This is a genomic window from Mycobacterium sp. URHB0021, assembly GCF_054057895.1.
This window is the reverse complement of record NZ_JBSRZT010000002.1, coordinates 1099827-1121787: the sequence shown is the minus strand read 5'-3', so window position 1 is coordinate 1121787 and position 21961 is coordinate 1099827. Positions and strand designations below refer to the sequence as shown.

The window sequence follows — 21961 nt, the reverse complement described above, 5'->3', positions numbered from 1 at the left end:
GTTACTGCCAGTGATCGGCCGTAGAGAGGCCGCGATTCACTCCAGGAGATGTAAATGGATACAGGAACCACAGCGTTCATGCTGTGTTGCATCATCGGCCTGACGCTGATGATCGCGTTCCCCGATTCACAGGTCTGACGCCCGTAGGCCGCGTCCCGCGGCTGTGTTCACCGTCGACCGATACCGGCACAGTCGCTGGCGCAGGCCACAGCCGCATCGCCGCCCCGAGTCGGTGAAAGTTTTGGCGTCCCGGGCCGGCTTGATACAGTGGCCGAGTGCAGCGGGTGCTCCTTCTCGGACGCCGCGGCGGGGTCTGATCCAGACCGGCTTCCCGTCGCGGGTGTTTCGTGATGCGCCGGTCTTGAGTCCCCCGAAACTCCCGGAGCCATCACCGTGACTACTTTTTCGAAAGCCGCACCAGATTCACCCGACGCCTTCACGTCCGTCCGCAGCATCACCAAGCCTGCGGGCGCGCCCCATCCCGACCAACCCGGCTGGAACACCCAGCGCGGCACGTCGATGCCGGTCAGCCGGTACCGGACCTTCGCCGAAGAGGTGCCGGGCGGGAGCCCGGCGGCAGGCGCAGCAGCTGTTCCTTTCGACCGCACGTGGCCCGACCGCGTCGTCGACCGCGCGCCCATGTGGTGTGCGGTCGACCTCCGCGACGGCAACCAGGCACTGATCGACCCCATGAGCCCGGCCCGCAAGCGACGCATGTTCGACCTGCTCGTGCGGATGGGCTATAAGGAGATCGAGGTTGGATTCCCGTCGGCCAGCCAGACCGACTTTGACTTCGTCCGCGAGATCATCACCGACGGCGCCATCCCTGACGACGTCACCATCCAGGTGCTGACCCAGTGCCGGCCCGAGCTGATCGAGCGGACGTTCCTGGCGTGTGAGGGTGCACCGCAGGCGATCGTGCACTTCTACAACTCCACGTCGATCCTGCAGCGCCGCGTGGTGTTCCGCGCCGACCGCGAAGCGGTCAAGGCCATCGCGACCGATGGTGCCCGCAAGTGCGTCGAGGAAGCCGTCAAGTATCCCGGCACGCGGTGGCGGTTCGAGTACTCGCCGGAGTCCTACACGGGCACCGAACTGGAGTACGCCAAGGACGTATGCGATGCGGTCGCCGAGATCATCGAGCCCACCCCCGAGCGGCCGCTGATCGTCAACCTGCCCGCCACCGTCGAGATGGCCACCCCCAACGTCTACGCCGACTCGATCGAGTGGATGAGCCGCAACCTGGCCCGCCGTGACTCGATCATCCTGAGCCTGCACCCACACAACGACCGCGGAACTGCGGTCGCCGCAGCGGAATTGGGCTACCAAGCCGGCGCGGACCGGATCGAGGGCTGCCTGTTCGGCAACGGTGAGCGGACCGGCAACGTCTGCATCGTCACGCTGGGCCTGAACCTGTTCTCCCGCGGCGTCGACCCGCAGATCGACTTCTCCAACATCGACGAGATCCGGCGCACGGTCGAGTACTGCAACCAGTTGCCGGTGCACGAACGCCATCCCTACGGCGGCGATCTGGTCTACACGGCGTTCTCCGGCAGCCACCAGGACGCGATCAACAAGGGCCTGGACGCGATGAAGGTCGCGGCCGACGCGCAGGACGCCGACGTCGATGACATCCTGTGGCAGGTTCCCTATCTGCCGATCGACCCCAAGGACGTCGGCCGCACCTACGAGGCTGTCATCCGGGTGAACTCGCAGTCCGGCAAGGGCGGCGTGGCCTACATCATGAAGGCCGACCACGGCCTGGCCCTGCCGCGCCGGTTGCAGATCGAGTTCAGCCAGGCGATTCAGAAGATCACCGACGGTGAGGGTGGCGAGGTGTCGCCCAAGGAGATGTGGGACGTCTTCGCCGAGGAGTACCTGGCCCCGATCCGGCCCCTGGAGCGGATCAGGCAGAAGGTCTCCGCCTCGGAGCTCGACGGTGGCACCGACACCATCGAAGCGGTGGTGAAGGTGGACGGTGTCGAGCAGGAGATCGTCGGCGCGGGCAACGGGCCACTCGCGGCGTTCGTCGACGCACTGGGCGCGATCGGTTACCACGTTTCGGTGCTCGACTATTCGGAGCACGCTTTGTCGGCGGGCGAGGAAGCCCAGGCCGCGGCGTACGTCGAGGCGTCGATCGCCGGCAAGACGGTCTGGGGTGTGGGTATCGCGACGTCGATCACCACCGCATCACTGCGGGCCGTGGTGTCGGCGGTCAACCGCGCTTCGCGTTAGTCCCGCTGGTCCAGGAAGGCCCTCAGCAGTCGGTCCACAGAACCGGCGGAATCTTGCGCGCCCGTCGCCGGAGCAATGGTGAGGTTGCTGAACACTGAGCAGCCTGCTGAGTTCGTCCATCCGTTCAGGGGGCGGGGTGTAGCACTGCTCAGAACAGCGCGAACTGCTCCCCGGCGACGGTGGTGTCGGTGAATTCCTCGATGTTCCTGCCGCCCACGACGCCGTCGAGCAGGCGCATGAAGTCGGCGTCGCTGATCAGCGGAACACCGAGGTCACCTGCCTGGTAGCCCTTACCGTGTCCGGGTTCGGACTCGTTGCAGATGACCAGCGACGTCTCGGGATCGACGGCGTCGGTGTAGGACATCCCGGCATGCACGATGCGCTCGACGAGTTCCTCGTGAGTGCGGGTCACTTCGGCCGACAACGCCACCCGCATGCCCTGCACCAGCGGCCGGCCCGCGACATATCGGCCCGGGTTCGAATACGAGCACGGCAGGCGCGAGGCGAGCACCTTGAGCGGGCGCATCTCGTCGTGGGTGACCTGCCCGTTGGGCCACCGCCGCCGTGTCACGGGACGCAGCGGCAGCCAGACCCGGCGTTCGCGGGCACGGACCAGGACCGGTTTGAGGATCTGCGCGAGCACCAGCGCATCGTCGAGGGCGTCGTGCGGCCTCATCTGGGTGATGCCCCAATGGGCCGCCAGCGTTTCCAGCCGCAGGTTCTCCGTGCCCAGCTCGAGTCGACGGGCGAGCTCCACCGTGCACATCGCGCTGTCGATGGGCAGCTCCGCGGCGATGAGTTCGGCCTCGGCGGCCAGGAAGGCGTAATCGAAGCCGACGTTGTGGGCCACCAGGGTGCGACCGTGGAGCACCGCAATGAGGTCCTCCACGATGTCGCCGAAGCGGGGCTGGCCGTCGAGCATCTCGGCCGTGAGCCCGTGGACGTGTGTGGGTCCGGGGTCCACGCCCGGATTGAGCAGCGTGTAGAGGCTGCGTTCGACGTTTCCGTCGTCTCCGAGCGCAAGCGCGGCGATGCTGACGACGCGGGCACTGCCGGGCCGGAAACCGGAGGTCTCGACGTCGACGACGGCCCAGCCGGCTCCGGGTTCGGCCGCCGGCCGGCCCCAGGAACTGCTCATTGCTTCAGGGTGGCACGGTGTCCCGACATTTCTCTTCAAGCCGGACCGCTGGAGCAGCGTGTCGTGGCCCGACTTTCCTCCATTTAGACTGCCGGGGATGGTCACCGCTCGTGGACGTGTCGCGCTGGCGGCCGGAGCCGGGGCGCGATGGGCGTCGCGGGTCACCGGTCGCGGTGCAGGCGCGATGATCGGCGGCCTGGTCGCGATGACCCTGGACAAGTCGATCCTTCGCCAGCTCGGTGCGGGTCGCCGAACGGTCGTGGTGACGGGCACCAACGGCAAGTCGACGACCACGCGGATGACGGCCGCGGCGCTGGGCACGCTCGGCCCGGTCGCCACCAACGCCGAGGGCGCCAACATGGACGCCGGGCTCGTTGCCGCGTTGGCCGGATCCCGCGGCGCGGCGCTGGCGGCACTCGAGGTTGACGAGATGCATGTGCCGCACGTGGCGGACGCGGTCGAGCCGCCCGTCATCGTGCTGCTCAACCTGTCGCGTGATCAGCTCGACCGGGTCGGTGAGATCAATCACATCGAACGCACGCTGCGCGGCGGGCTGGCCCGTCATCCCGAGACGGTGGTGGTCGCGAATTGCGACGACGTCCTGATGACGTCGGCGGCCTACGACAGCCCGCATGTGGTGTGGGTGGCCGCAGGGGGCGGCTGGGCGAACGATTCGGTCAGCTGTCCGCGCAGTGGCGAGATCATCGTGCGCGAGGGCACCCACTGGTATTCGACGGGAACGGACCCCGATGTCGGACCCGGAGGCCCTCCGGCCTTCAAACGGCCCGTGCCAGATTGGTGGTTCGACGACCACACCATCTACGGCCCGGACGGTCTGGCGTTGCCGATGCGGTTGGCGCTTCCGGGAAAGGTCAACCGCGGCAACGCCACCCAGGCGGTGGCCGCGGCGGTCACGCTGGGCGCCGACCCAGCGGCCGCGGTCGCCGCGGTGTCGGGTGTCGACGAGGTGGCCGGCCGGTACAGCACGGTGCAACTCGGTGCGCATTCGGTTCGGATGCTGCTGGCCAAGAACCCCGCCGGCTGGCAGGAGGCCCTGTCGATGGTGGACACCGACGCCGGGTCGGTGGTGATCTCGGTCAACGGTCAGGTGCCCGACGGCGAGGACCTGTCGTGGCTGTGGGACGTCAACTTCGAGCATTTCGCCAACCACCCGGTGGTGGCCGCCGGGGAACGCGGCACCGACCTCGCGGTGCGCCTCGGCTACGCGGGCGTCGAACACACGTTGGTGCACAACGCCGTTGAGGCCATCATGTCCTGCCCGCCCGGCCATGTCGAGGTGGTCGCCAACTACACCGCGTTCCTGCAGCTGAATCGGACGTTCGGGCGGGCGGGAAGAGTTGGTCCGAGGGCACAGGAGCGCTGGGGGCACCACCCGCCCGCAGGACAGGGGGACGACCGGGGGGAAATTGGCTGAGTCGACGGTCCGGATCGGGCTCGTGCTGCCCGACGTGATGGGCACCTATGGTGACGGCGGCAATGCGGTCGTGTTGCGGCAGCGGTTGCGGCTGCGGGGTTTCGAGGCGGAGATCGTGGAGATCACGCTGGCGGATCCGGTGCCGTCCGAACTGGACATGTACACCCTTGGCGGGGCGGAAGATTACGCCCAGCGGCTGGCGACCAAGCACCTGCTGCGCCATCCCGGATTGCAGCAGGCGGCGGCGCGGGGCGCGCCGGTGCTGGCGATCTGCGCGGCCATCCAGGTGCTGGGCCACTGGTATGAGACGTCGTCGGGCGAACGGGTCGACGGGGTGGGACTGCTCGACGTGACGACCTCGCCGCAGGAGAAGCGCACCATCGGCGAGGTGGTGTCCGAACCCTTGGTGGCCGGTCTGCACGAGCGGCTGACGGGATTCGAAAACCATCGCGGTGGAACGGTCTTGGGCCCGGCTGCCGAGCCGCTGGCCCGTGTCGTCAGCGGTGCGGGCAACCGCGCGGGCGATGGCGTCGACGGCGCGGTGCAGGGCGGCGTCGTGGCGACCTATCTGCACGGGCCCTGCCTGGCCCGCAATCCTGAACTGGCGGACTGGCTGTTGAGTCGCGTCGTCGGCGAACTGACGCCGCTGGGGATCGACGAAGTGTCGCTGCTGCGCCGCGAGCGCCTGGCCGCTCCCCGCCGCGCCTAGGTGCCCGCCCGCTCCTGCTCGGATTCCAGCGCGCCTTCGGTCACCGATTCGCCGCGCTTCTCGTCGCTGTAGACCATCAGTGTGGAACCGATCAGCGCCAGCACGATACCGATCGCGCCATACGGCGTCGGCAGCGTCTGGTAGGCGATCAGTGACACGACGATGGTCAGTGCCGGGGCGAGCGCGTTGGTGGTCGGCGCCACGATCGTGGCCTTGCCCCGGCTGAGCGCCATCACCAGGAACAGTGCACCGATGGCGTTGAGCACCTGGGTGCCTGCGGTGAGAACCGGTGCCTGCCATGGGAAATCGGTGGGTATCCCACCGAGGGAGATCAGCGCGACCGGAATCAGCAGGAGCCCGCTGATCGCCATCCAACCGAACGTGGTGGCGTCGTTGACGCCGATGGTGGCCGTCTTGCGCATGAAATAGGCTTGCACACCCCACACCACGCACACGATGATCGCCAGCAGCAGCCACGGCCCGTGCGAGCCCTCGGATTCGCCGCTCGTGATGCTGAACAGCACGATCGCGACCAGCGCGGCCACCAGGCCGACGGCCGCGAGTTTCGTCACCCGCTCACGCAGCAGCACCATGGCCATCAGCACGGTGATCGCCGGCGAGACCGCCACGATCGGGAAGATCAGATAGGCCGGGCCCATGGTCAGCGCCTGGAACAGCACCAACTGTCCACCCGCGCCGGTCAATCCGATCAGCAGGCCGTAGAACGTGGCCTGCGGTCTGCGGTCGAATCGCTGACCGCGCATCGCGAAGACGGCGGGGATGATCATCGTCAGCGCCCAGATGGTGTAGATCATCTCGTCGGGGTAGCCGTACTTCTGCGAGGGCAGTGCGGAGAACGCGCCCCAGATGCCCCAGAACAGCACCAGCAGCGCCGCGTAGAACATCCAGCTACGAGTGGCTCGCACCGGTTTGGTGGTGTCGGTCATCAGCGGTTCACCTCGGATTGGGTTGGGAGGCCGCCAGCTTCGCCAGCGCATCGGGGTCGAGCGGTTTGCCGTTCTGTTTGGCCGCGTAGACGGCCGCACCGAGGGCGGGGTCGAGCACCGGGCGACGAAGGTCGTATTTAGCCGACATCTTGTTCATCGCGGCCTGGAAAAGGCCGCGATACTGTTCGTCGGAGAACATTCCACCCGAATAGGACACCGGCACCGGTTCTTCGTCACCGAAGCCGACCAGCAGCCGGGTGGTCTCCACGAGCGCCGTGAGTTCGTCGACGGCATAGCGGAGTAACCGCGCGGCACGGACATCGTCTGCCGCGGCCGCCGCACACACCGTCTTCGCCAGATCGGCGATCTCGGAGCGGCTGCCGCCCCACTTCTCGATGACGAGGCTGACGGCGTCGAGGTCGCTGGTGATCTGGAGCCGCTGCCGCATCAGTTCGTACAGCGGCCCCCGCGGCACGCGGCCGTCGCTCATCCGGCTGAACACGTTGAGGCCCTTCACCGCGATCCAGTACGCGGACCCCTCGTCACCGAACAGTTCGCCCCAGCCGCCGACGCGATGCCCGACCCCGGCGCGTTCGCCGTAGGTCATCGATCCGGTGCCGCTGATGACGTTGATACCGTCATCCCCCGCCAGCGAGCCTGCCCAGCCGCACACCATGTCGTTGTTGCAGCTGTATGAGTCGTGGCCGAGGATCGGTCGCGGGACCGCGTCGAGGCGATCGATGTCGGCACTCGACTCGCCGTAGCCGGGGATTCCGAAGAATGCAGCGTCGATCTCGGACGGCTCAATTCCGGCAGTCGCGCAGATGGCCGAGATGCCTTCCTGCAGAACCCTTTCGACTACCTCGAAGCCGTCGGTGAAGTAATACGACGTGGCGGTGTAGGCCCTGGCCTGTACCTGGCCCGAGTCATCGATCAACGCGAACGCCGTCTTGGATCCGCCGCCGTCTACACCGAGATAACGAGCCATCGCAGCTTCACCTGTCCTTGCCGGGGGATGTCATGGGGTGGATCGTGACGCCCTTGACGACGCGGCTGACCTCACCGGCCGGAAACGGGTTGTCCGGCGTCTTGCCCCATTCCAATGCGGTGAACAACGCCAGGTATTGCGCGAACACCAGATACGCCACCGCGGCTTGAGAATCGCCGACACCGGCCAGGCCGGGCAGCTCCCAGTTGTCGCCGGCGCCGATCACCACCACGCTGTCATCGCCCAGTTGGGAGCGGATCTCGGCGATGATGTCGAGGTCATACCGACGGGTGTATTCGTCGGTGGACACGTAGACCACTACCAGGGTGTCGCTGTCGAGCATCGACTTCGGTCCGTGCCGGAACCCCAGCGGCGAGTCGAAGTAGGTGACGACCTCGCCCGCGGTCAGTTCCAAGAGCTTGAGCGCGGATTCGCGGGCCAGCCCTTCCAGCGCGCCGCTGCCCAGGTATACGAAGCGGGTGCGCTTGGTCGCGGCCAGGGTCCGAATGTCTTGTTGGCGCCCGGCGATGTGTTCGGCGGCGTCGGCCAGGGCACCCACCGAGGCGCGGTCGGCCGGGCCGAGTAGCAGCAGGCAGGCGACAATCATCGAGGTGAGGCTCGAAGTCATCGCGAATCCGGTGTCGTTGGTGCGCTGCGGCATGAGGACCACCAGCGAGTCGGTACGCCCCGAATGCGCCCTCGGCAGCTCGCCGTCCGGATCACAACAGAGGATGAGGTGCCACACCCTGTCGATCAGCTCGTCGGCCAGCCGCGTGGTGGCCAGGCTCTCCGGACTGCCGCCGGAGCGGCCGAACGAGACCATGAGCGTGGGTGTCTCGCGTTCGAGGTGCTCGGCGGGGTTGGCGACGATTCCGGTGGTCGGGATCGCCTCCACCCGGCGGCCGAGGTGGCGGCGCAACGCCGGTGCGACGATCTGGCCGGCGAAGGCCGAGCTGCCTGCACCGGTCAGGATGATCCGCAGGTCGGCGAGCGCGAGGATATCGGCGAGGAACGTCGGGGCACGTTCATCGCTGCGGCCGGCGATCTCGCGCCACGCGCCTGGTTGTTGCGCAATCTCGAGAAGCGTGGCGCCGCCGTCCTTCTGCGACGGAATACCGGTGGGTTCGCTAAACAATCGTTGCTCCGTCATTGGTGTCGAGTCGACACGCCCGGGCATAGGGCCGCAGCGCGTCGCGGATACGGTCGGTTACCAGGGCCGCCGGATCGGCCGGCAGCAGGCCGTCGCGGATGCGGTGGTACTGGTCGGGAAGATACTGGCTGATCAGCGGTGGCGGGATCGCGACCTGGGTGAGGTTGGCGATCAACGTCTTTCGGGCATTCTCGATGCGGGGTTCCGCCCAGTAGTAACGGAGCCGGTCGCTGTAGCTGTAACGACGCGCCAGTCGTTGGGTGCGAGCGTCGCCGTCGTAGTAACCCTGCCAGTAGCGGGGATCGTTTAGCATGCGCCGCTCGATGACCTCGACGAGATGGGACTGTGCCGACGGTGCGACGAGTTCGGACTCGATCACCGCGAGCGCGAACATCGCCTCCCGCAGCGCGAAGGTCAGTGCCGGCCCGACTTTCAGGATGGCCCAATGGTCTTCGACGAGTTCCCGTAGCTGTGCCGGGCGCTGATAGTCGGTGGAGTGGGCTTCGAACACCAGGTTCGGTTCGACGTCGAGCACGCGGCGCAGCTCGGTGGTGGCGGCACGCCGGTAGTCGACGACCTTGACGTGGTCGAACTCGACGCCAGGCTGCACCACCAACGCAGTGATCTGGGGCCACAGGTGGTCGAGGCCGACCCCGGCGAACGCGGTCCGGTGCGCGGCGATGGTGCTGCGGGCACGCTCGGGTGGTGTGGGGGCAACGGCGTCGAGGGTCTCGTGGGCGCCGCCGGGCACCGGCACCTCGGTGCCGATCACGAAGGACAGCGCACCGGCGGTACCAACGCGTTCGGCCGTGTCCGCCGCGATGCGCAGCAGCCGCGCGCTGCGCGCGGCGACCACCTCGTCACCGAGGACGGCGGGATCGTCGGCACAGGACATGCTGCAGTCGAGGTGGATCTTGCTGTAGCCGGCCTCGACATAGCCCGCGACGAGCGCCTCCGCGTTGGCCATCGCCTCGGCCGCCGGCTGACCCTGCCACCGGTTCGGGCCCAGGTGGTCACCGCCCAGCACGACGAGCTCCCGGGAAAACCCTCGCCGGTCGGCGATCTCGTACACCATGTCGCGGAAGTCGCTCGGACGCATCCCCGTGTAGCCGCCGAATTGGTCGACCTGGTTGGAGGTGGCCTCGATCAACACCGGGTCGCGGTCTTCGGCGGCCTGAGCGATCGCCGCGTCCACCACCACGGGATGTGCCGAGCAAACCGAATAGATGCCGACCGTCTCACCGGCCTTGTGCCGGGCGATGATAGCGGCGAGCGGGGCGCCGAGCCCGGTCCGGTTCACCGCGGCGGCGACCGGGTCGGCGGGTCTGGGAGACATGGTCCTTCAATGATCGAAAAATCGCTCAAAACGCGCAATGCCTGACCATGAAGCGGTCAATAAAACTGATTGTTTGGTATCCGTGCGCAGACACGATGGCACGGTGCGATCGCTGACCCTGTTGCGCCGGAAGGTATTCGGCGGGCACCGCTACACCATTACACCGCTTCAGGCCGCGTCGGCGAGTTCGACGACGCAACCACGAGCGACCAGCGCCGCCTCCACCTTGGCCAGCCATTCGACGGGGCGGTCGTCGGCGAGCACCCGGATGACGATCCACCCCATGGCTTCCAGCATCCGGATCCGGGCGACGTCCCCGCCGTCCTCGACGGCCACCATGAACTCCGGCCAGCCCATGTCGAGGAATGCGACCGGTCGGGAGCCCACCAGGACGGCTACCTGGGTCAGCGGCCGGGGAAAACCGTTGTCGAGCAAGCACAACCGGATGCGGCTCTGGCGTGGAGTGGCCGCTCCTGCATCGACGAGCGGGAGCAGATCCTGAAGCTGGCGAACTCCGGTGGCGCGCGGATACCGCTGCGCGAGAGCCGTTACCTCATCGATCGAGAAGTGCTGATTCCACATCAGTGCGTCCAACCGGGCCAGCGACTGGTAGCGGTCCGGTCGGCGGCCCACGTCGAACGCGGTACGCGTCCGCGTCGTCACGGGCAGCCCGGCGAGGTGGATGATCTCGTCGTCGGCGATACGTTCGGCGCGGAAGACCAGGCCCTTCTGGGCGGCACACTTCACGCCGGCCACCTCGATCGGCTGTGCCGGGTCGACCCACGCCGCACCGTGCAGCGCGGCGGCGGCCGCACCGGCGACAACGCCCTTGCGGCGGGATGCCAACCATGCGGCGACCGCCCGGTCCCGAAACGACACGTCTGCGTCCTTGCGGACGTAGACCCCTCGATGGATCGTTTGGTAGGAACACCTGAGCTCATGACGCGTCACCACGCCGGCCGCGACGGCCTCGCCCCCGAGAATCACCTCACCCATGAGTGCATCGTGCCGTCGTGCTCCGACAAGTTGGCGCTAGGCCATTTGGCGGCGGCCCGACAGTGCGCGGCCGAGAGTCAGCTCGTCGGCGAACTCCAGATCGCCGCCCATCGGTAGCCCCGAGGCGATCCGCGTGACGGTGAGCCCGGGGATGTCGCGCAGCATCCGCACGAGATACGTCGCGGTCGCCTCACCCTCGGTGTTCGGATCGGTCGCGATGATCACCTCGGCGATGTCGACGCCGTCGACGCGTTCACCAATCCTGTTGAGCAGCTCCCGAATCCGCAGTTGCTCCGGTCCCACACCGGAGAGTGGATCCAACGCGCCACCCAGCACATGGTAGCGGCCGCGGTATTCGCGGGTGCGCTCGACGGCCTGCACGTCTTTGGGTTCTTCCACGACGCATACCAGTGTTCCGTCCCGGCGTGGATCGCTGCAGATGCGACACCGTTCGTCGTCGGACACGTTGCCGCACACGGCGCAGAACGTCACCCCGTCGCGCACCTTGCCGAGCACCGCGGTGAGGCGGTCGATATCCGGCGGTTCGACCGACAACAGATGAAAGGCGATCCGCTGCGCGCTCTTGGGGCCGATCCCGGGCAACTTGCCGAGCTCGTCGATCAGATCCTGGACCGGGCCCTCGAACAATTCAGGACCCCGGCAGGCCCAGACCGCCCATGCCGCCTGCGAGCGGCCCGAGACGATCGTGCGCCAGGATGGTGACCTGCTTGGCGGCGTCGGCGATCGCGCCGACCACAAGATCCTGCAGCGTTTCAACGTCACCGGGATCGACGACCTTGGGGTCGATCGAGACGGCGACCACCTCGCCGCTCCCCTTCATGGTGACCTGCACCAGACCGCCACCGGCCTGGCCGTGGACCTCCGCGCCGGCCAGCGCCTCCTGCGCCTCCATCAACTGCTGCTGCACTTGCTGCGCTTGCGCGAGGAGTGCCGACATATCGGGCTGGCCACCACCGGGTTGCATGACTGGTCCCCTTGCGTGTTGATTGCGTCTTGGTCTCGAGTTGGTTGCGCTCGCCGGCTCGCGGCGGTTCGGGCTTTCAGCCTAGTCGTCGGCCGGGCTACGGTGGCGCCCGTGCCTGCCAGTCTGCGTGTCGGCGCCCTGATCGGCGCCAGTCTGCTCGTCGCCGCGTCGATGCTCGCCACGCCGGCATCCGCCGCCCCCGCCAACATCGCCGGCATGATCGTGTTCCTCGATCCCGGCCACAACGGTGCAAACGACGCCTCCATCAGCAAGCAGGTGCCCACCGGCCGCGGTGGTACCAAGGACTGTCAGGCCAGCGGCACCTCGACCGATGACGGCTACCCCGAACACACCTTCACCTGGGACACCACGCTGCGCATCCGCGCCGAACTGACGGCGCTCGGGGTGCGCACCGCGATGTCGCGCGGCAACGACAACGCCCTCGGCCCCTGCGTCGACGAACGCGCCACCATGGCCAACGCGCTGGCGCCCAACGCGATCGTGAGCATTCACGCCGACGGTGGTCCGGCCACCGGGCGCGGCTTCCACGTCAACTACTCCTCGCCGCCGTTGAACCAGGCGCAGGCCGGGCCGTCAGTGCAGTTCGCGCAGATCATGCGGGATCAGCTGGCCGGCTCCGGTCTCACGCCCGCCACCTACATCGGTTCCAACGGCCTGTACCCGCGCTCGGACCTGACCGGGCTGAACCTCGCGCAGTATCCGTCGGTCCTCGTCGAGATGGGCAACATGAAGAACCCCGCCGACTCCGCGCTCATGAAGACACCCGAGGGAAGGCAGAAGTACGCCGACGCGGTGGTTCGGGGTATCGCGGGCTTCCTGGGCACCCAGCCGGCGAGGACCAGCTAGCCCGGTTAACTGTTGGTGCGCTGAACTTCCTTCTTGAGGTTCTCGAGCACCTCGGCCTGAATCTTGCGCAGACCCAACGGCGCGAAGGTCTTCTCGAAGAAGCCGCCGACACCGCCCGCGCCCTGCCATGACGTCTTCACGGTGACGGTCGAGCCCGTCCCCGCCGGAGCGACCGTCCAGTTCGTGATCATCGACGAGTTGGCGTCCTTCTCGATGACGGTGTGGCCCGCCACGTCCACGGTCGCCTTGACGTCACGCACCCGCGACTTGGTGGCTTGCAGTTTCCACGTCGCCACCGTCCCGGCGCCCTGGCCGCCCTCGAGAACCTGGTAGCCGCTGTAGTGCGGGGAAAGGATCTTGGGGCGCACGGTCTGATAGTCGGTGATCGCCGACAGCACGGTCTCTGGCTCGGCGTCGATCAAGACGGTGCTGGACGCGCTGACCTGTCCCATCGTGAAACTCCTAGGTAAGGGTTGGTAAAACAGTGTGATTCCGGCTTGCCGCGGTCGCATCGGCCGCCACCGCGGACTAGCGTATATCCGTGTCAGTTGCGGATGCGGATGCACGTGGTGCTCACGCCGAGGGCGTGCGCCGGCTGCTCGCGAGCTACCGGGCCATTCCTCCGAACGCCACCGTCCGCCTCGCGAAACCGACCTCGAACCTGTTTCGGGCCCGCGCCAAGACCTCCGGCAAGGGGCTGGACACCTCCGGCCTGACCGACGTCGTCGCGGTCGACCCCGAAGCGCGGACGGCCGACGTCAGCGGCATGTGCACGTATGAGGATCTGGTTGCCGCCACGCTGCCCTACGGACTGTCGCCGCTGGTGGTGCCGCAGCTGAAGACCATCACGCTCGGCGGTGCGGTCACCGGGCTCGGCATCGAGTCCACGTCATTCCGCAACGGGTTGCCGCACGAGAGCGTCCTGGAAATGGACATCCTCACCGGCACCGGCGAAATCATCACCGCGTCCCCCGACCAGCATGCCGACCTCTACCGGGCGTTCCCGAATTCCTATGGCACGCTGGGCTACTCGGTGCGGCTGAAGATCGAGCTCGAGCCCGTCAAGCCGTTCGTCGGTCTCAGGCACCTGCGGTTCAACTCGGTCGACACGCTGGTCGCCGCCATGGACCGCATCATCGAGACCGGAGGTATCGACGGGACGCCGGTCGACTATCTCGACGGCGTGGTGTTCAGCGCGGCTGAGAGTTACCTGTGCGTGGGTGTGCGGACCGGGACGCCCGGGCCCGTCAGCGATTACACCGGCCAGCAGATCTACTACCGGTCCATTCAGCACCCCGGCGAGGACGGGGCCGAGAAGCACGACCGGCTCACCATCAACGACTATCTGTGGCGGTGGGACACCGACTGGTTCTGGTGCTCGCGCGCATTCGGCGCGCAGGATCCCCGGATTCGCCGCTTGTGGCCGCGGCGCTACCGGCGTAGCAGCTTCTACTGGAAGCTCATTGGCTACGAGCAGCGGTTCAACATCGCCGATCGGATCGAGAAGCGCAACGGTCGGCCGCCCCGCGAGCGCGTGGTCCAGGACATCGAGGTACCGATCGAGAAGACCGCCGAGTTCGTGGACTGGTTCCTGAAGAACGTGCCCATCGAGCCGATCTGGTTGTGTCCGTTGCGGTTGCGCGAGGACGGTGACTGGCCGCTCTACCCGATCCGTCCGCACCGTACCTATGTCAACGTGGGCTTCTGGTCCTCGGTACCGGTGGGATCCGAGCAGGGCCACACCAATAAGCTGATCGAGCGCAAAGTGAGCGAACTCGACGGGCACAAATCTCTGTATTCCGACTCTTTTTATTCCCGCGATGAGTTTGACGAACTGTATGGCGGGGAGACTTACAAGACCGTTAAAAAAACCTACGACCCCGATTCACGGCTGCTAGACCTCTATGCGAAGGCGGTTCAACGGCAATGACGACATTCAAGGAACAAACTCAGGCGCCGGCTCGGAAGCTCACGCTGGCCGAGATCCTGGAGATCTTCGCCGCCGGGCAGCTCCCGCTGAAGTTCACCGCCTACGACGGGAGTGTGGCGGGGCCCGAGGACGCGACCCTGGGTCTGGATCTGCGGACACCTCGCGGCACGACTTATCTGGCGACGGCACCCGGCGACCTCGGCCTGGCACGCGCCTACGTCGCCGGTGACCTCGAACCGCACGGCGTGCACCCCGGCGACCCCTATGACCTGCTCAAGGCGCTCGCCGACAAGATGGACTTCAAGCGGCCGCCCGCGCGAGTGCTGGCCAACATCATCCGTTCGATCGGCATCGAGCACCTCAAGCCGATCGCGCCACCACCCCAGGAAGCGCTGCCCCGCTGGCGGCGCATCGCAGAAGGTCTGCGCCACAGCAAAACTCGCGATGCCGAGGCCATTCATCACCACTACGACGTGTCGAACACGTTCTACGAGTGGGTGCTCGGCCCGTCGATGACCTACACCTGCGCGTGCTATCCGGAGCCTGACGCCACCCTCGAGGAGGCGCAGGAGAACAAATACCGCCTGGTGTTCGAGAAATTGCGCTTGCAACCGGGCGACCGGCTGCTCGACGTCGGCTGTGGATGGGGCGGCATGGTCCGTTACGCCGCCCGTCACGGCGTGAAGGCCATCGGGGTCACGCTGTCCAAAGAGCAGGCCGAGTGGGCGCAGAACGCCATCGCCGAGCAGGGTCTGGCCGACCTGGCCGAGGTGCGCCACGGCGACTACCGGGATGTCCGGGAGTCCGGATTCGACGCCGTGTCCTCGATCGGGCTGACCGAACACATCGGGGTGCACAATTATCCGGCGTACTTCCGGTTCCTCAAGTCGAAGATGCGCAACGGTGCCCTGCTGCTCAACCACTGCATCACCCGGCCGGACAACCGGTCGGGACCCTCGGCCGGCGGGTTCATCGACCGCTATGTGTTCCCCGACGGGGAGCTCACCGGCTCGGGCCGGATCATCACCGAAGCCCAGGACGTCGGCCTCGAGGTGGTGCACGAGGAGAACCTGCGTCATCACTACGCGTTGACGCTGCGCGACTGGTGCCGCAACCTCGTCGCGCACTGGGACGAGGCCGTCGAGGAGGTCGGCCTACCCACCGCCAAGGTGTGGGGGTTGTACATGGCGGGGTCCCGGCTGGGCTTCGAGACGAATGTCATCCAGCTGCATCAGGTTCTCGCGGTCAAGCTCAACTCACACGGTCACGACGGCGGCCTGCCGCTGCGCCCATGGTGGACGCCGTGAACGGTCCGGGCCCACTCAGTAACAGGCTCACCACACCCGCCAGAATGAGAAACGCTTCCCTAAAGTCGGGCAGCGGATCACCGGCAGGCAGTGGCGCCGGGATGCCACCGGCGAGGTAGCCCAGCAGTAGTAGCCCGCATACGTTTAGCGCATTCGCGATCGTCGCGACCTTGAACCAGGCCCCCGCCAGGATGGCGACGCCGCCTACGAACTCCACCGAACCGACCACCCACCCGGCGGCGTCGGCGAAGGGGACGCTGAGTTGCCCGACGAGATAGGCGATGTTGGTGTGCCCCCCGGAGGCGAAAAGCTTGATGCCGCCGTGCAGAATCAGCCCACCACCGATGAACGCCCGAAGTGGCAAGGGAGCGTAGCGCTTCCAGTCGGTCATGGCAGTGAGGCGAGGTAGCACGCCGCGCTGATGCCCGGCATGAAGAAGTACGCTCCACCGACGGTGGTGACGAAGCGCGGCAGACCGGTGACGCGTTTACGCACCGGCGTCTGCGGCACTGTGAATGATCCGCCGCACATGCCGTGCGTATTTCCACGGTCGCCGGTGATCGGATCGTCCTCGGCATAGCCGCCGTCGAACTTGGTGCTGTTCGCCCACGTGTGCTGGATGAATTCGAACTGCCGACCGAACTGCGTGTTGAAACAGATGAAATGTAAGCCGCGTTCGACGTGGTCGTCCGGCATGCCGATGATGTCGCCGGGATCCATTGACGATGCCAGCGGCGGTCCGTACGCCCGGCCTCGCCGAATGATGCGATGCCGCTTGCCGACGTCGACAGAACGGTCCGAGCCCGGGAATGGATCGAGTGAGTCACGCGGATTGGACCTCCGCAGATGCGAGCCGATGGGGCACTTCAGCCCGTCACGGTCACCCGAACGGAGATATGAGAACTCGTTGTCGTCGATCAGCGTGGGATCGTCGGCCGTCGGCGCCTTGACCAGCGGTGCACCGCTGGGCCAGCGACCAACCATCTTGGCGGCCAGCGCGACACTCGACTGGACTCGGTCGCCGTCGAAAGCGCCGCACGACTTGTCGGCCATCGCGGTCCAGAACGCGTGCACGTCCTGCTTGAGCTGACGAAAGACGAGATAGCTTCCGTCCTTGCCAAGATCGTGCAGTGTGGGATCGTCCGCCGCGGGTGGCAGCAGGTTGCGGGGGTCGGCGGACGGCTTCACCAATGGTCTGTCGGTGAATTGACCGTAGGCGTTTCGGTAGCCGAGCAGGAACTCGCCGGCCGCGACGGTGTTGCCGGGTTGACCGCCGTCGTCGTATCCCTCCACCGCCGGCTGCGAAATGCCGTCGCGAAAGCCGAAGTGCTCCTTGCGCCCCGGCAGCGTCAGCGAGTCCAGCCGCTCGATCAATCGCAGCCCACCCGCCGGCAAGTCATGGCCGGCCTCCAGCGTACGAACCGCGGCATCGTCCTTGCCGTACAGCATAAGCAGTATGTCGACGCCATTTCCCGGTCCGCCCCAACGCCAGAGCTCGGGGCTGCTCTCTCCGTGGTCGCCCAGAATGCGTCGACGGTGGTCGGTGCCCGCCATGCCTTGGAGGAATTCACCGGCCAGCATTGCGAGTTGTTCCTGCGGCAAACCAAGTTTGGCAAGTCCCGTGGCGGTGAAGGCGACGTTGGTGCAGGTGTCGGACGACTCCGGTCGTACCTGGCTGTCCCGAAGCTTCAACCGTCCCAGCCAATTCCGTGCCCGTGCGCCGTCGTCGATTGCCAGCAGGAGAAAACACGCATTGTCGAGCGCCCCGTAGCCGTGCAGGATGGCGCCCTGAATCTCGTTCAACTTCAGTGGCATAGCTTGTCCCAGGGGATGCGGTCCAGGCGCTGGGCCACCCAGCTGGACTCCGGAAGTTCGTTGCCGATGCCGAATCGGCGCAGCCAGCTATACGTTTGATCCTCGTTGAGCTTGCCCGACAGCCCACGTCGGATCGCCTCGTTGTTCGCGATGTTCTTGGTGGTCAGGTGCGGATAGGCGCTGTACCAGACGTTGCTTGGGGCCTGGCGGGTCGGCAACAGTCGCTTGTAGGCCTTCTCGTCTGTGATGCCACCGCAGAACAGAAAGCGGGTGCGGGGGAAGCCATCGCCGTTACTGAAGATCGCGTTGAGGCCCCATGCGGCCTTGTCGATGAAGTCGTTCATATAGCTCTCGAGGCTGCCGTCGTAGTTGCTGGAGAAGAACAGACCGCGATTGTCGTTCATCCGCACCCACCGCGCGAAGTGGATGGTGTTCAAACCCGACAGGGTTCCGCGGTTGTAAATGTGTCGGGTCGCGTAGTCGGTGAGAAACAGGATGGCGCGAGTGCTCAGCTGGCGGAAACGGCCCTTCTTGAGGAATCCCACCGCCACGATCTGGTTGTGCACCCAGTAGTCCTCATCGTCGCGAAACGCCCGCACCACGTCGGTGTTCGCGGCCCTGGTGTCAGGCACGTCGCGCTTCTCGTGATAGCGCAGTAGCGCAACGAACAACGCCAATCCGAGCACTACCAGAGGTAATACCAGCACCGCACCGAGCGCCAGCACTGTAATCCAGAAATATTGGTGCACAGCTTCTTTGAAGCGCCATGACAAGGTCGGTGGTGTCGCCGGCCGGAGCGCCCATGCCAGGTCGTCTCGGCCTCGCACGAAGGCCACGATCGCGTCCCTGACCTGCACGGGCTGGTGTGAGCTGAAGTCGTTGCGATCGAGGAAGTCGTTGATCTCGCGCTGCAGACGATCCTCGCCGAGGATCTGTTCCACAGTTCGGCCGCGCCGATTTATGTGTGCCGCAGCGGCCTTCACCTGATGAGTGCGCAGATACGCGCGGCGGGTTGCCGGTGTCGTATCGGCCATCACGGGATAGCCCACGCAATGACCGAATATCTCATCGAGGCCCTTGCCGCAGATCCTCGAGAGCTCATCGAGGTGACCGGCCAGCGGTGCGTCGACGTCGGTCAGCAGCGCGACCTGTGCCGGCACCGGCCGGTGGTCGAGATCCTCAGTCGGGTCGAACAGGACGAACCGGGCGAAATGGAGACCGGACAGCCTCTCGAAGGGCAGAACGCTCCAGCCGTCGACATGGTCGGGTATGCGTCCGAGCACGTCGCGAAGCGAGCCCAGTCGTCCCTCGCCGACCTCGGCCATCACGGTGAATGTCTCTTGATGCGTCATCGGATACAGTCCGTTCGTCACGCCGCCGTGCCTGCCGACGAGCGGATGGTGAACCATCCGACGCGCCGCCGCCACAGCCACACCACACCCAGGTACAGTCCAGGGCCGACCAGGCGAATCTCGTCGCGCACCATCCGCGCTACGAACGACGTCTTCGAGTAGTCGATCAGGATGCACTCCCGCTGATCGACCCAACTGTCGTCGTGGGATAGGCGGGCCTTGATGAGTTGCCACCCCAAGGGAGTTATCTTGTTGCACAACAGCGCTTCCCGACGATTGAGAACCTTACCCTTCCAGACGATGAGGTAGACGAGAAACGCCAATGGCTTGGCCCACCTGGTCCCGGGCCAGGCAAGGAGGGTGCCTCTGGTGTCGCCGTCGGGGATGGGACCCGCCGGCGACTCGCGGAACAACGCGTCCAGCGCGCTGTTCGCAGTGCCGAGTAGCACCGCTTCTGTTTTTGGTGTCGCACGCGAGTCCGAAATCGGACGCATGTCTGCCATGATTGTCCCCCGTCGATCGGTCGGTTCAGCCGTCGGTTGGCCACGGTGCGAATGCATTGCGCTGCTTGCGCATCATCGGTTCAAGCTCGGGATAGTGGCGCACCAGAACCGAAACCATGTCGTTGTCGTCGATCCAGGCCATCCCCTCCGGGGTGTATACCCGCGGGGTGAAGTCGACGGTGTAGAACCTGTCGCTCTTGAGGCGCCGAGACGCCATCAACACGAAGATGCGGAATGCGGTGTCGCTGAACCCGAAGCCCCGCGGAAGCGGCTCGCCGAACATGCCGACCGAAGTGTCGACTTGTTCGATGTCACCACCGTAGATCTCGTCGAGCTGCCGAGCCGTGGCCGGGTCGCCGCCGCTGATGTCATCGAAGGTTGCCGCCGGGGCCAGCCTCAGTAGCCGCCGGAACTCGTTGTAGCGCGGTACCCCTCGTTCCCGTGAGCGTAGAAGGTCGACGGCGATCAAGTCGATGGTCAACTTGTCGGTGCGGTCGAAGCGGTGCATGAACCGCGGGCTGTTGTGCAGCGTCACCGCACCCGGATGGGCTACCCCGAGCGAATAGAGGGCATTTCCCGCCCCGACGCTCTTGAGCACCCCACGTGAGTTCAAAACCCCGTGGATCTCATCGAAGGAGCAGTGCAGGTGCGGGGACTTGTCGACGCTGATGAACTCGTAGTCATCGGGGATCAGGGGGTGCATGCGGTAGACCGTCACGAAATCTTCGGTGATGGAGTACGGCGCCGCGTGATGCGCCGTCGGCGACCCCGGTATGCCGCTGACGAGCTCGCTGGTGCCCAGGCGCCCGACGAGGTCCTTCACTCGCTCACCTGCGAGCCCGAACCAGTTCGCCCGCATACCGATCTGCAGCGCAGGGTGGCCGAGAATCGCGGGCGTCCATTCGACGGTGTGGATCTTGGCGATGAGCGCGGCGTTCACCAGCCGGGCCTTGTTGAACAGCATGTCGTCGGACCACTGCGAGTACGCGGACTTCAGCCGGTCGCAGATCGCGTTGTGCTCACGCATGAAGATCGTCGCCATCAGTTCAAGGCCCAGCCACCAGCCGTCTTCACCACCGGATGCGCCGACCGCCGACGGATCGATGTCGATGAACCCGTCCGCATCGATGCGTATCTTGCCGTCCTCACCGGTACGGATCGCTGCGTGGAATTCCGGTGTGCTGCCATAGATCTGCGAGGCATCCCACCAGTGGGTTTCGGTGTTGAGGAAACTCTTGGTGTGCTGACCCGCCGACTCCGTCGGGTCGGCGGGTGTCGACGGGACGCGGATCGGGTCCTCGGGCCAGTCATCGCCGGCAGGTCGAGGCATCTCGATCATCCGATCGGTGCTCGTCCCGTGGCTGAACCAGTCACGCGTCTCGAACTGGAGCCACGCCGCGGCGAGGACGTTCAGCGTTGTCGCCGGCTTGAAGTCTGTCCGCAACAGCAGCTCGTTGCTGACAGTGCGCGGGTTGGGCTCGAACAGCCTGGGCGGCTCTTCGGCCTGGCCGTGGCCCGGCGGAACATTGCGCCCGAACCGCGTGCAAGCCATACCCATCGACGGTGAGGACAGGTCGTTGTAGGAGCCGTCGACGGTTCGCACCGTCAGGTAGTCGGCGGCGGGCAGCGGTGGGGCTGCGGGCGGCGCCCCGTCGTACGTGTCGTAGAGGTTCTCTTCCCTCAACGCGTCCCGTACTCCGATCAGGGTGATCAGCCCCAGCGGGACCGGGAGCTTGTCCCAATGCCATCGGCGGTCGACGAAGTGGGCAGCCCTAATGAGGATCCTTTGGCCCAACGACAGCACGTCGGCCTCCTTTCCACGCAACGACCGCGAGCCCGGTATTGACTGCGGAAATACCTATGGCCACCAGGCCCGGTTTGGGTGGCAGGTCACCGCGCGCGGTGGTGACGGCCGCGGAGATGGTGTCGGTGGCGTGGATGAGAACGGCCAGCTTTTCTGCGCGGCGCAGTTCCTCACCGGTCAGCAGGACCAGGTCCAGGCCGATGAGGATGGTGCGGATGCCGAACATCCGGAACGGATAGGTCCCGGATCGGTCCTTGGTGATGTCGACACCGAGCCGGCCGAGCAGCTTGTCCGGAACCAGAAGGCCCACTGCCCCGTTCACGATTCTGATCGCCGCAAGAAGCTTGCGGGCGGCGCTTGGAGGTAACATCGCCCGATCGTGCGCTCTTCTGCCTGCGCACGCGTGAGTAGTCGACTACCCGAATTTCTATCGGCTCCCGCAGCCCGAGTGAGGGCCGGTAGGC

At 66.2% G+C, this 21961-nt stretch carries 21 protein-coding genes; 6 read left to right on the top strand and 15 right to left on the bottom strand.

Translation table 11 applies throughout. The annotated features are described in order from the left end of the window. The first annotated feature begins 393 nt into the window (after positions 1 to 393). Positions 394 to 2235 (top strand): 2-isopropylmalate synthase, encoded by a 1842-nt coding sequence (leuA, locus tag ACVWWN_RS07670; protein WP_457143357.1) that lies wholly within the window; start codon positions 394 to 396, stop codon positions 2233 to 2235. Positions 2236 to 2383: 148 nt separating this feature from the next. Here leuA and ACVWWN_RS07665 read toward each other — a convergent pair whose 3' ends face one another. Beyond that, complete coding sequence (locus ACVWWN_RS07665) at positions 2384 to 3373, bottom strand: DEDDh family exonuclease (RefSeq protein ID WP_457143356.1); 990 nt, start codon at positions 3371 to 3373, stop codon at positions 2384 to 2386. A gap of 97 nt (positions 3374 to 3470) precedes the next feature. Here ACVWWN_RS07665 and ACVWWN_RS07660 point away from each other — a divergent pair, with 97 nt between their 5' ends. Next, entirely contained in the window at positions 3471 to 4808 is a 1338-nt protein-coding gene (locus ACVWWN_RS07660; RefSeq protein WP_457143355.1) for a MurT ligase domain-containing protein, read from the top strand. Then, positions 4801 to 5517: a type 1 glutamine amidotransferase gene (locus ACVWWN_RS07655; protein ID WP_457143354.1), complete on the top strand. Its 717-nt coding sequence runs from the start codon at positions 4801 to 4803 to the stop codon at positions 5515 to 5517. Before ACVWWN_RS07660 ends, ACVWWN_RS07655 begins: the two co-directional genes overlap by 8 nt. Here ACVWWN_RS07655 and ACVWWN_RS07650 read toward each other — a convergent pair. The 7 genes from ACVWWN_RS07650 to ACVWWN_RS07620 form a co-directional block, all read right to left on the bottom strand. Next, complete coding sequence (locus ACVWWN_RS07650) at positions 5514 to 6464, bottom strand: DMT family transporter (protein ID WP_457143353.1); 951 nt, start codon at positions 6462 to 6464, stop codon at positions 5514 to 5516. The genes ACVWWN_RS07655 and ACVWWN_RS07650 overlap by 4 nt on opposite strands. A 7-nt stretch (positions 6465 to 6471) precedes the next feature. Beyond that, entirely contained in the window at positions 6472 to 7452 is a 981-nt protein-coding gene (locus ACVWWN_RS07645) for a BadF/BadG/BcrA/BcrD ATPase family protein (protein WP_457143352.1), read from the bottom strand. 7 nt (positions 7453 to 7459) lie between these two features. Next, positions 7460 to 8587: an SIS domain-containing protein gene (locus ACVWWN_RS07640; RefSeq protein ID WP_457143351.1), complete on the bottom strand. Its 1128-nt coding sequence runs from the start codon at positions 8585 to 8587 to the stop codon at positions 7460 to 7462. After that, a complete protein-coding gene (locus tag ACVWWN_RS07635) occupies positions 8580 to 9938 on the bottom strand; it encodes a D-tagatose-bisphosphate aldolase, class II, non-catalytic subunit (protein WP_457143350.1) in 1359 nt (452 codons plus the stop codon). The genes ACVWWN_RS07640 and ACVWWN_RS07635 overlap by 8 nt, the downstream gene beginning before the upstream one ends. 168 nt (positions 9939 to 10106) lie before the next feature. After that, entirely contained in the window at positions 10107 to 10934 is an 828-nt protein-coding gene (locus ACVWWN_RS07630) for a hypothetical protein (protein WP_457143349.1), read from the bottom strand. 36 nt (positions 10935 to 10970) lie between these two features. Continuing rightward, positions 10971 to 11582, bottom strand: coding sequence for a recombination mediator RecR (recR, locus tag ACVWWN_RS07625; RefSeq protein WP_457143348.1), 612 nt, complete (start codon positions 11580 to 11582; stop codon positions 10971 to 10973). Position 11583: 1 nt separating this feature from the next. Beyond that, positions 11584 to 11919: a YbaB/EbfC family nucleoid-associated protein gene (locus ACVWWN_RS07620; protein WP_457143347.1), complete on the bottom strand. Its 336-nt coding sequence runs from the start codon at positions 11917 to 11919 to the stop codon at positions 11584 to 11586. A 111-nt stretch (positions 11920 to 12030) separates the two neighbouring features. On the opposite strand from ACVWWN_RS07620, the gene ACVWWN_RS07615 reads away from it, so the two are divergent. Then, on the top strand, positions 12031 to 12786 hold the full coding sequence (locus ACVWWN_RS07615; protein WP_457143346.1) for an Rv3717 family N-acetylmuramoyl-L-alanine amidase: 756 nt from the start codon (positions 12031 to 12033) through the stop codon (positions 12784 to 12786). A 5-nt stretch (positions 12787 to 12791) separates the two neighbouring features. Here ACVWWN_RS07615 and ACVWWN_RS07610 read toward each other — a convergent pair whose 3' ends face one another. Beyond that, positions 12792 to 13238 (bottom strand): SRPBCC family protein, encoded by a 447-nt coding sequence (locus ACVWWN_RS07610; protein ID WP_457143345.1) that lies wholly within the window; start codon positions 13236 to 13238, stop codon positions 12792 to 12794. Between the two features lie 89 nt (positions 13239 to 13327). On the opposite strand from ACVWWN_RS07610, the gene ACVWWN_RS07605 reads away from it, so the two are divergent. Together ACVWWN_RS07605 and ACVWWN_RS07600 are read left to right on the top strand one after the other, a co-directional pair. Beyond that, positions 13328 to 14716, top strand: a complete 1389-nt coding sequence (locus ACVWWN_RS07605; protein ID WP_457143344.1) for an FAD-binding oxidoreductase — start codon at positions 13328 to 13330, stop codon at positions 14714 to 14716. Beyond that, positions 14713 to 16023, top strand: coding sequence for a class I SAM-dependent methyltransferase (locus ACVWWN_RS07600; protein ID WP_457143343.1), 1311 nt, complete (start codon positions 14713 to 14715; stop codon positions 16021 to 16023). The genes ACVWWN_RS07605 and ACVWWN_RS07600 overlap by 4 nt, the downstream gene beginning before the upstream one ends. Here ACVWWN_RS07600 and ACVWWN_RS07595 read toward each other — a convergent pair. From ACVWWN_RS07595 to ACVWWN_RS07570, 6 genes are read right to left on the bottom strand one after another with little or no spacing between them, the layout of a single operon-like run. Then, positions 15968 to 16414 carry a DoxX family membrane protein gene (locus ACVWWN_RS07595; RefSeq protein WP_457143342.1) on the bottom strand — a complete coding sequence of 149 codons (447 nt, stop codon included), beginning with the start codon at positions 16412 to 16414 and terminating at the stop codon, positions 15968 to 15970. The genes ACVWWN_RS07600 and ACVWWN_RS07595 overlap by 56 nt on opposite strands. Next, positions 16411 to 17838 carry a Dyp-type peroxidase gene (locus tag ACVWWN_RS07590; protein ID WP_457143341.1) on the bottom strand — a complete coding sequence of 476 codons (1428 nt, stop codon included), beginning with the start codon at positions 17836 to 17838 and terminating at the stop codon, positions 16411 to 16413. Before ACVWWN_RS07590 ends, ACVWWN_RS07595 begins: the two co-directional genes overlap by 4 nt. Further along, the gene (locus ACVWWN_RS07585; protein WP_457143340.1) at positions 17829 to 19211 is read right to left on the bottom strand and encodes a hypothetical protein; all 1383 of its coding nucleotides are present in this window, start codon (positions 19209 to 19211) and stop codon (positions 17829 to 17831) included. The genes ACVWWN_RS07590 and ACVWWN_RS07585 overlap by 10 nt, the downstream gene beginning before the upstream one ends. Continuing rightward, positions 19208 to 19684, bottom strand: coding sequence for a hypothetical protein (locus tag ACVWWN_RS07580; protein WP_457143339.1), 477 nt, complete (start codon positions 19682 to 19684; stop codon positions 19208 to 19210). The genes ACVWWN_RS07585 and ACVWWN_RS07580 overlap by 4 nt, the downstream gene beginning before the upstream one ends. 34 nt (positions 19685 to 19718) lie before the next feature. Beyond that, positions 19719 to 21497 (bottom strand): peroxidase family protein, encoded by a 1779-nt coding sequence (locus ACVWWN_RS07575; protein WP_457143338.1) that lies wholly within the window; start codon positions 21495 to 21497, stop codon positions 19719 to 19721. Beyond that, a complete protein-coding gene (locus tag ACVWWN_RS07570; protein WP_457143337.1) occupies positions 21466 to 21867 on the bottom strand; it encodes a hypothetical protein in 402 nt (133 codons plus the stop codon). The genes ACVWWN_RS07575 and ACVWWN_RS07570 overlap by 32 nt, the downstream gene beginning before the upstream one ends. Positions 21868 to 21961: the final 94 nt, after the last annotated feature.

Excerpts from the sequence above, each read along its gene's own strand:
- ACVWWN_RS07665 (WP_457143356.1), bottom strand. The coding sequence starts at position 3,373 with ATGAGCAGTTCCTGGGGCCGGCCGGCGGCCGAACCCGGAGCCGGCTGG.
- ACVWWN_RS07660 (WP_457143355.1), top strand. The coding sequence starts at position 3,471 with ATGGTCACCGCTCGTGGACGTGTCGCGCTGGCGGCCGGAGCCGGGGCG.
- ACVWWN_RS07650 (WP_457143353.1), bottom strand. The coding sequence starts at position 6,464 with ATGACCGACACCACCAAACCGGTGCGAGCCACTCGTAGCTGGATGTTC.
- ACVWWN_RS07645 (WP_457143352.1), bottom strand. The coding sequence starts at position 7,452 with ATGGCTCGTTATCTCGGTGTAGACGGCGGCGGATCCAAGACGGCGTTC.
- ACVWWN_RS07635 (WP_457143350.1), bottom strand. The coding sequence starts at position 9,938 with ATGTCTCCCAGACCCGCCGACCCGGTCGCCGCCGCGGTGAACCGGACC.
- ACVWWN_RS07630 (WP_457143349.1), bottom strand. The coding sequence starts at position 10,934 with ATGGGTGAGGTGATTCTCGGGGGCGAGGCCGTCGCGGCCGGCGTGGTG.
- ACVWWN_RS07620 (WP_457143347.1), bottom strand. The coding sequence starts at position 11,919 with ATGCAACCCGGTGGTGGCCAGCCCGATATGTCGGCACTCCTCGCGCAA.
- ACVWWN_RS07610 (WP_457143345.1), bottom strand. The coding sequence starts at position 13,238 with ATGGGACAGGTCAGCGCGTCCAGCACCGTCTTGATCGACGCCGAGCCA.
- ACVWWN_RS07600 (WP_457143343.1), top strand. The coding sequence starts at position 14,713 with ATGACGACATTCAAGGAACAAACTCAGGCGCCGGCTCGGAAGCTCACG.
- ACVWWN_RS07595 (WP_457143342.1), bottom strand. The coding sequence starts at position 16,414 with ATGACCGACTGGAAGCGCTACGCTCCCTTGCCACTTCGGGCGTTCATC.
- ACVWWN_RS07590 (WP_457143341.1), bottom strand. The coding sequence starts at position 17,838 with ATGCCACTGAAGTTGAACGAGATTCAGGGCGCCATCCTGCACGGCTAC.
- ACVWWN_RS07580 (WP_457143339.1), bottom strand. The coding sequence starts at position 19,684 with ATGCGTCCGATTTCGGACTCGCGTGCGACACCAAAAACAGAAGCGGTG.
- ACVWWN_RS07570 (WP_457143337.1), bottom strand. The coding sequence starts at position 21,867 with ATGTTACCTCCAAGCGCCGCCCGCAAGCTTCTTGCGGCGATCAGAATC.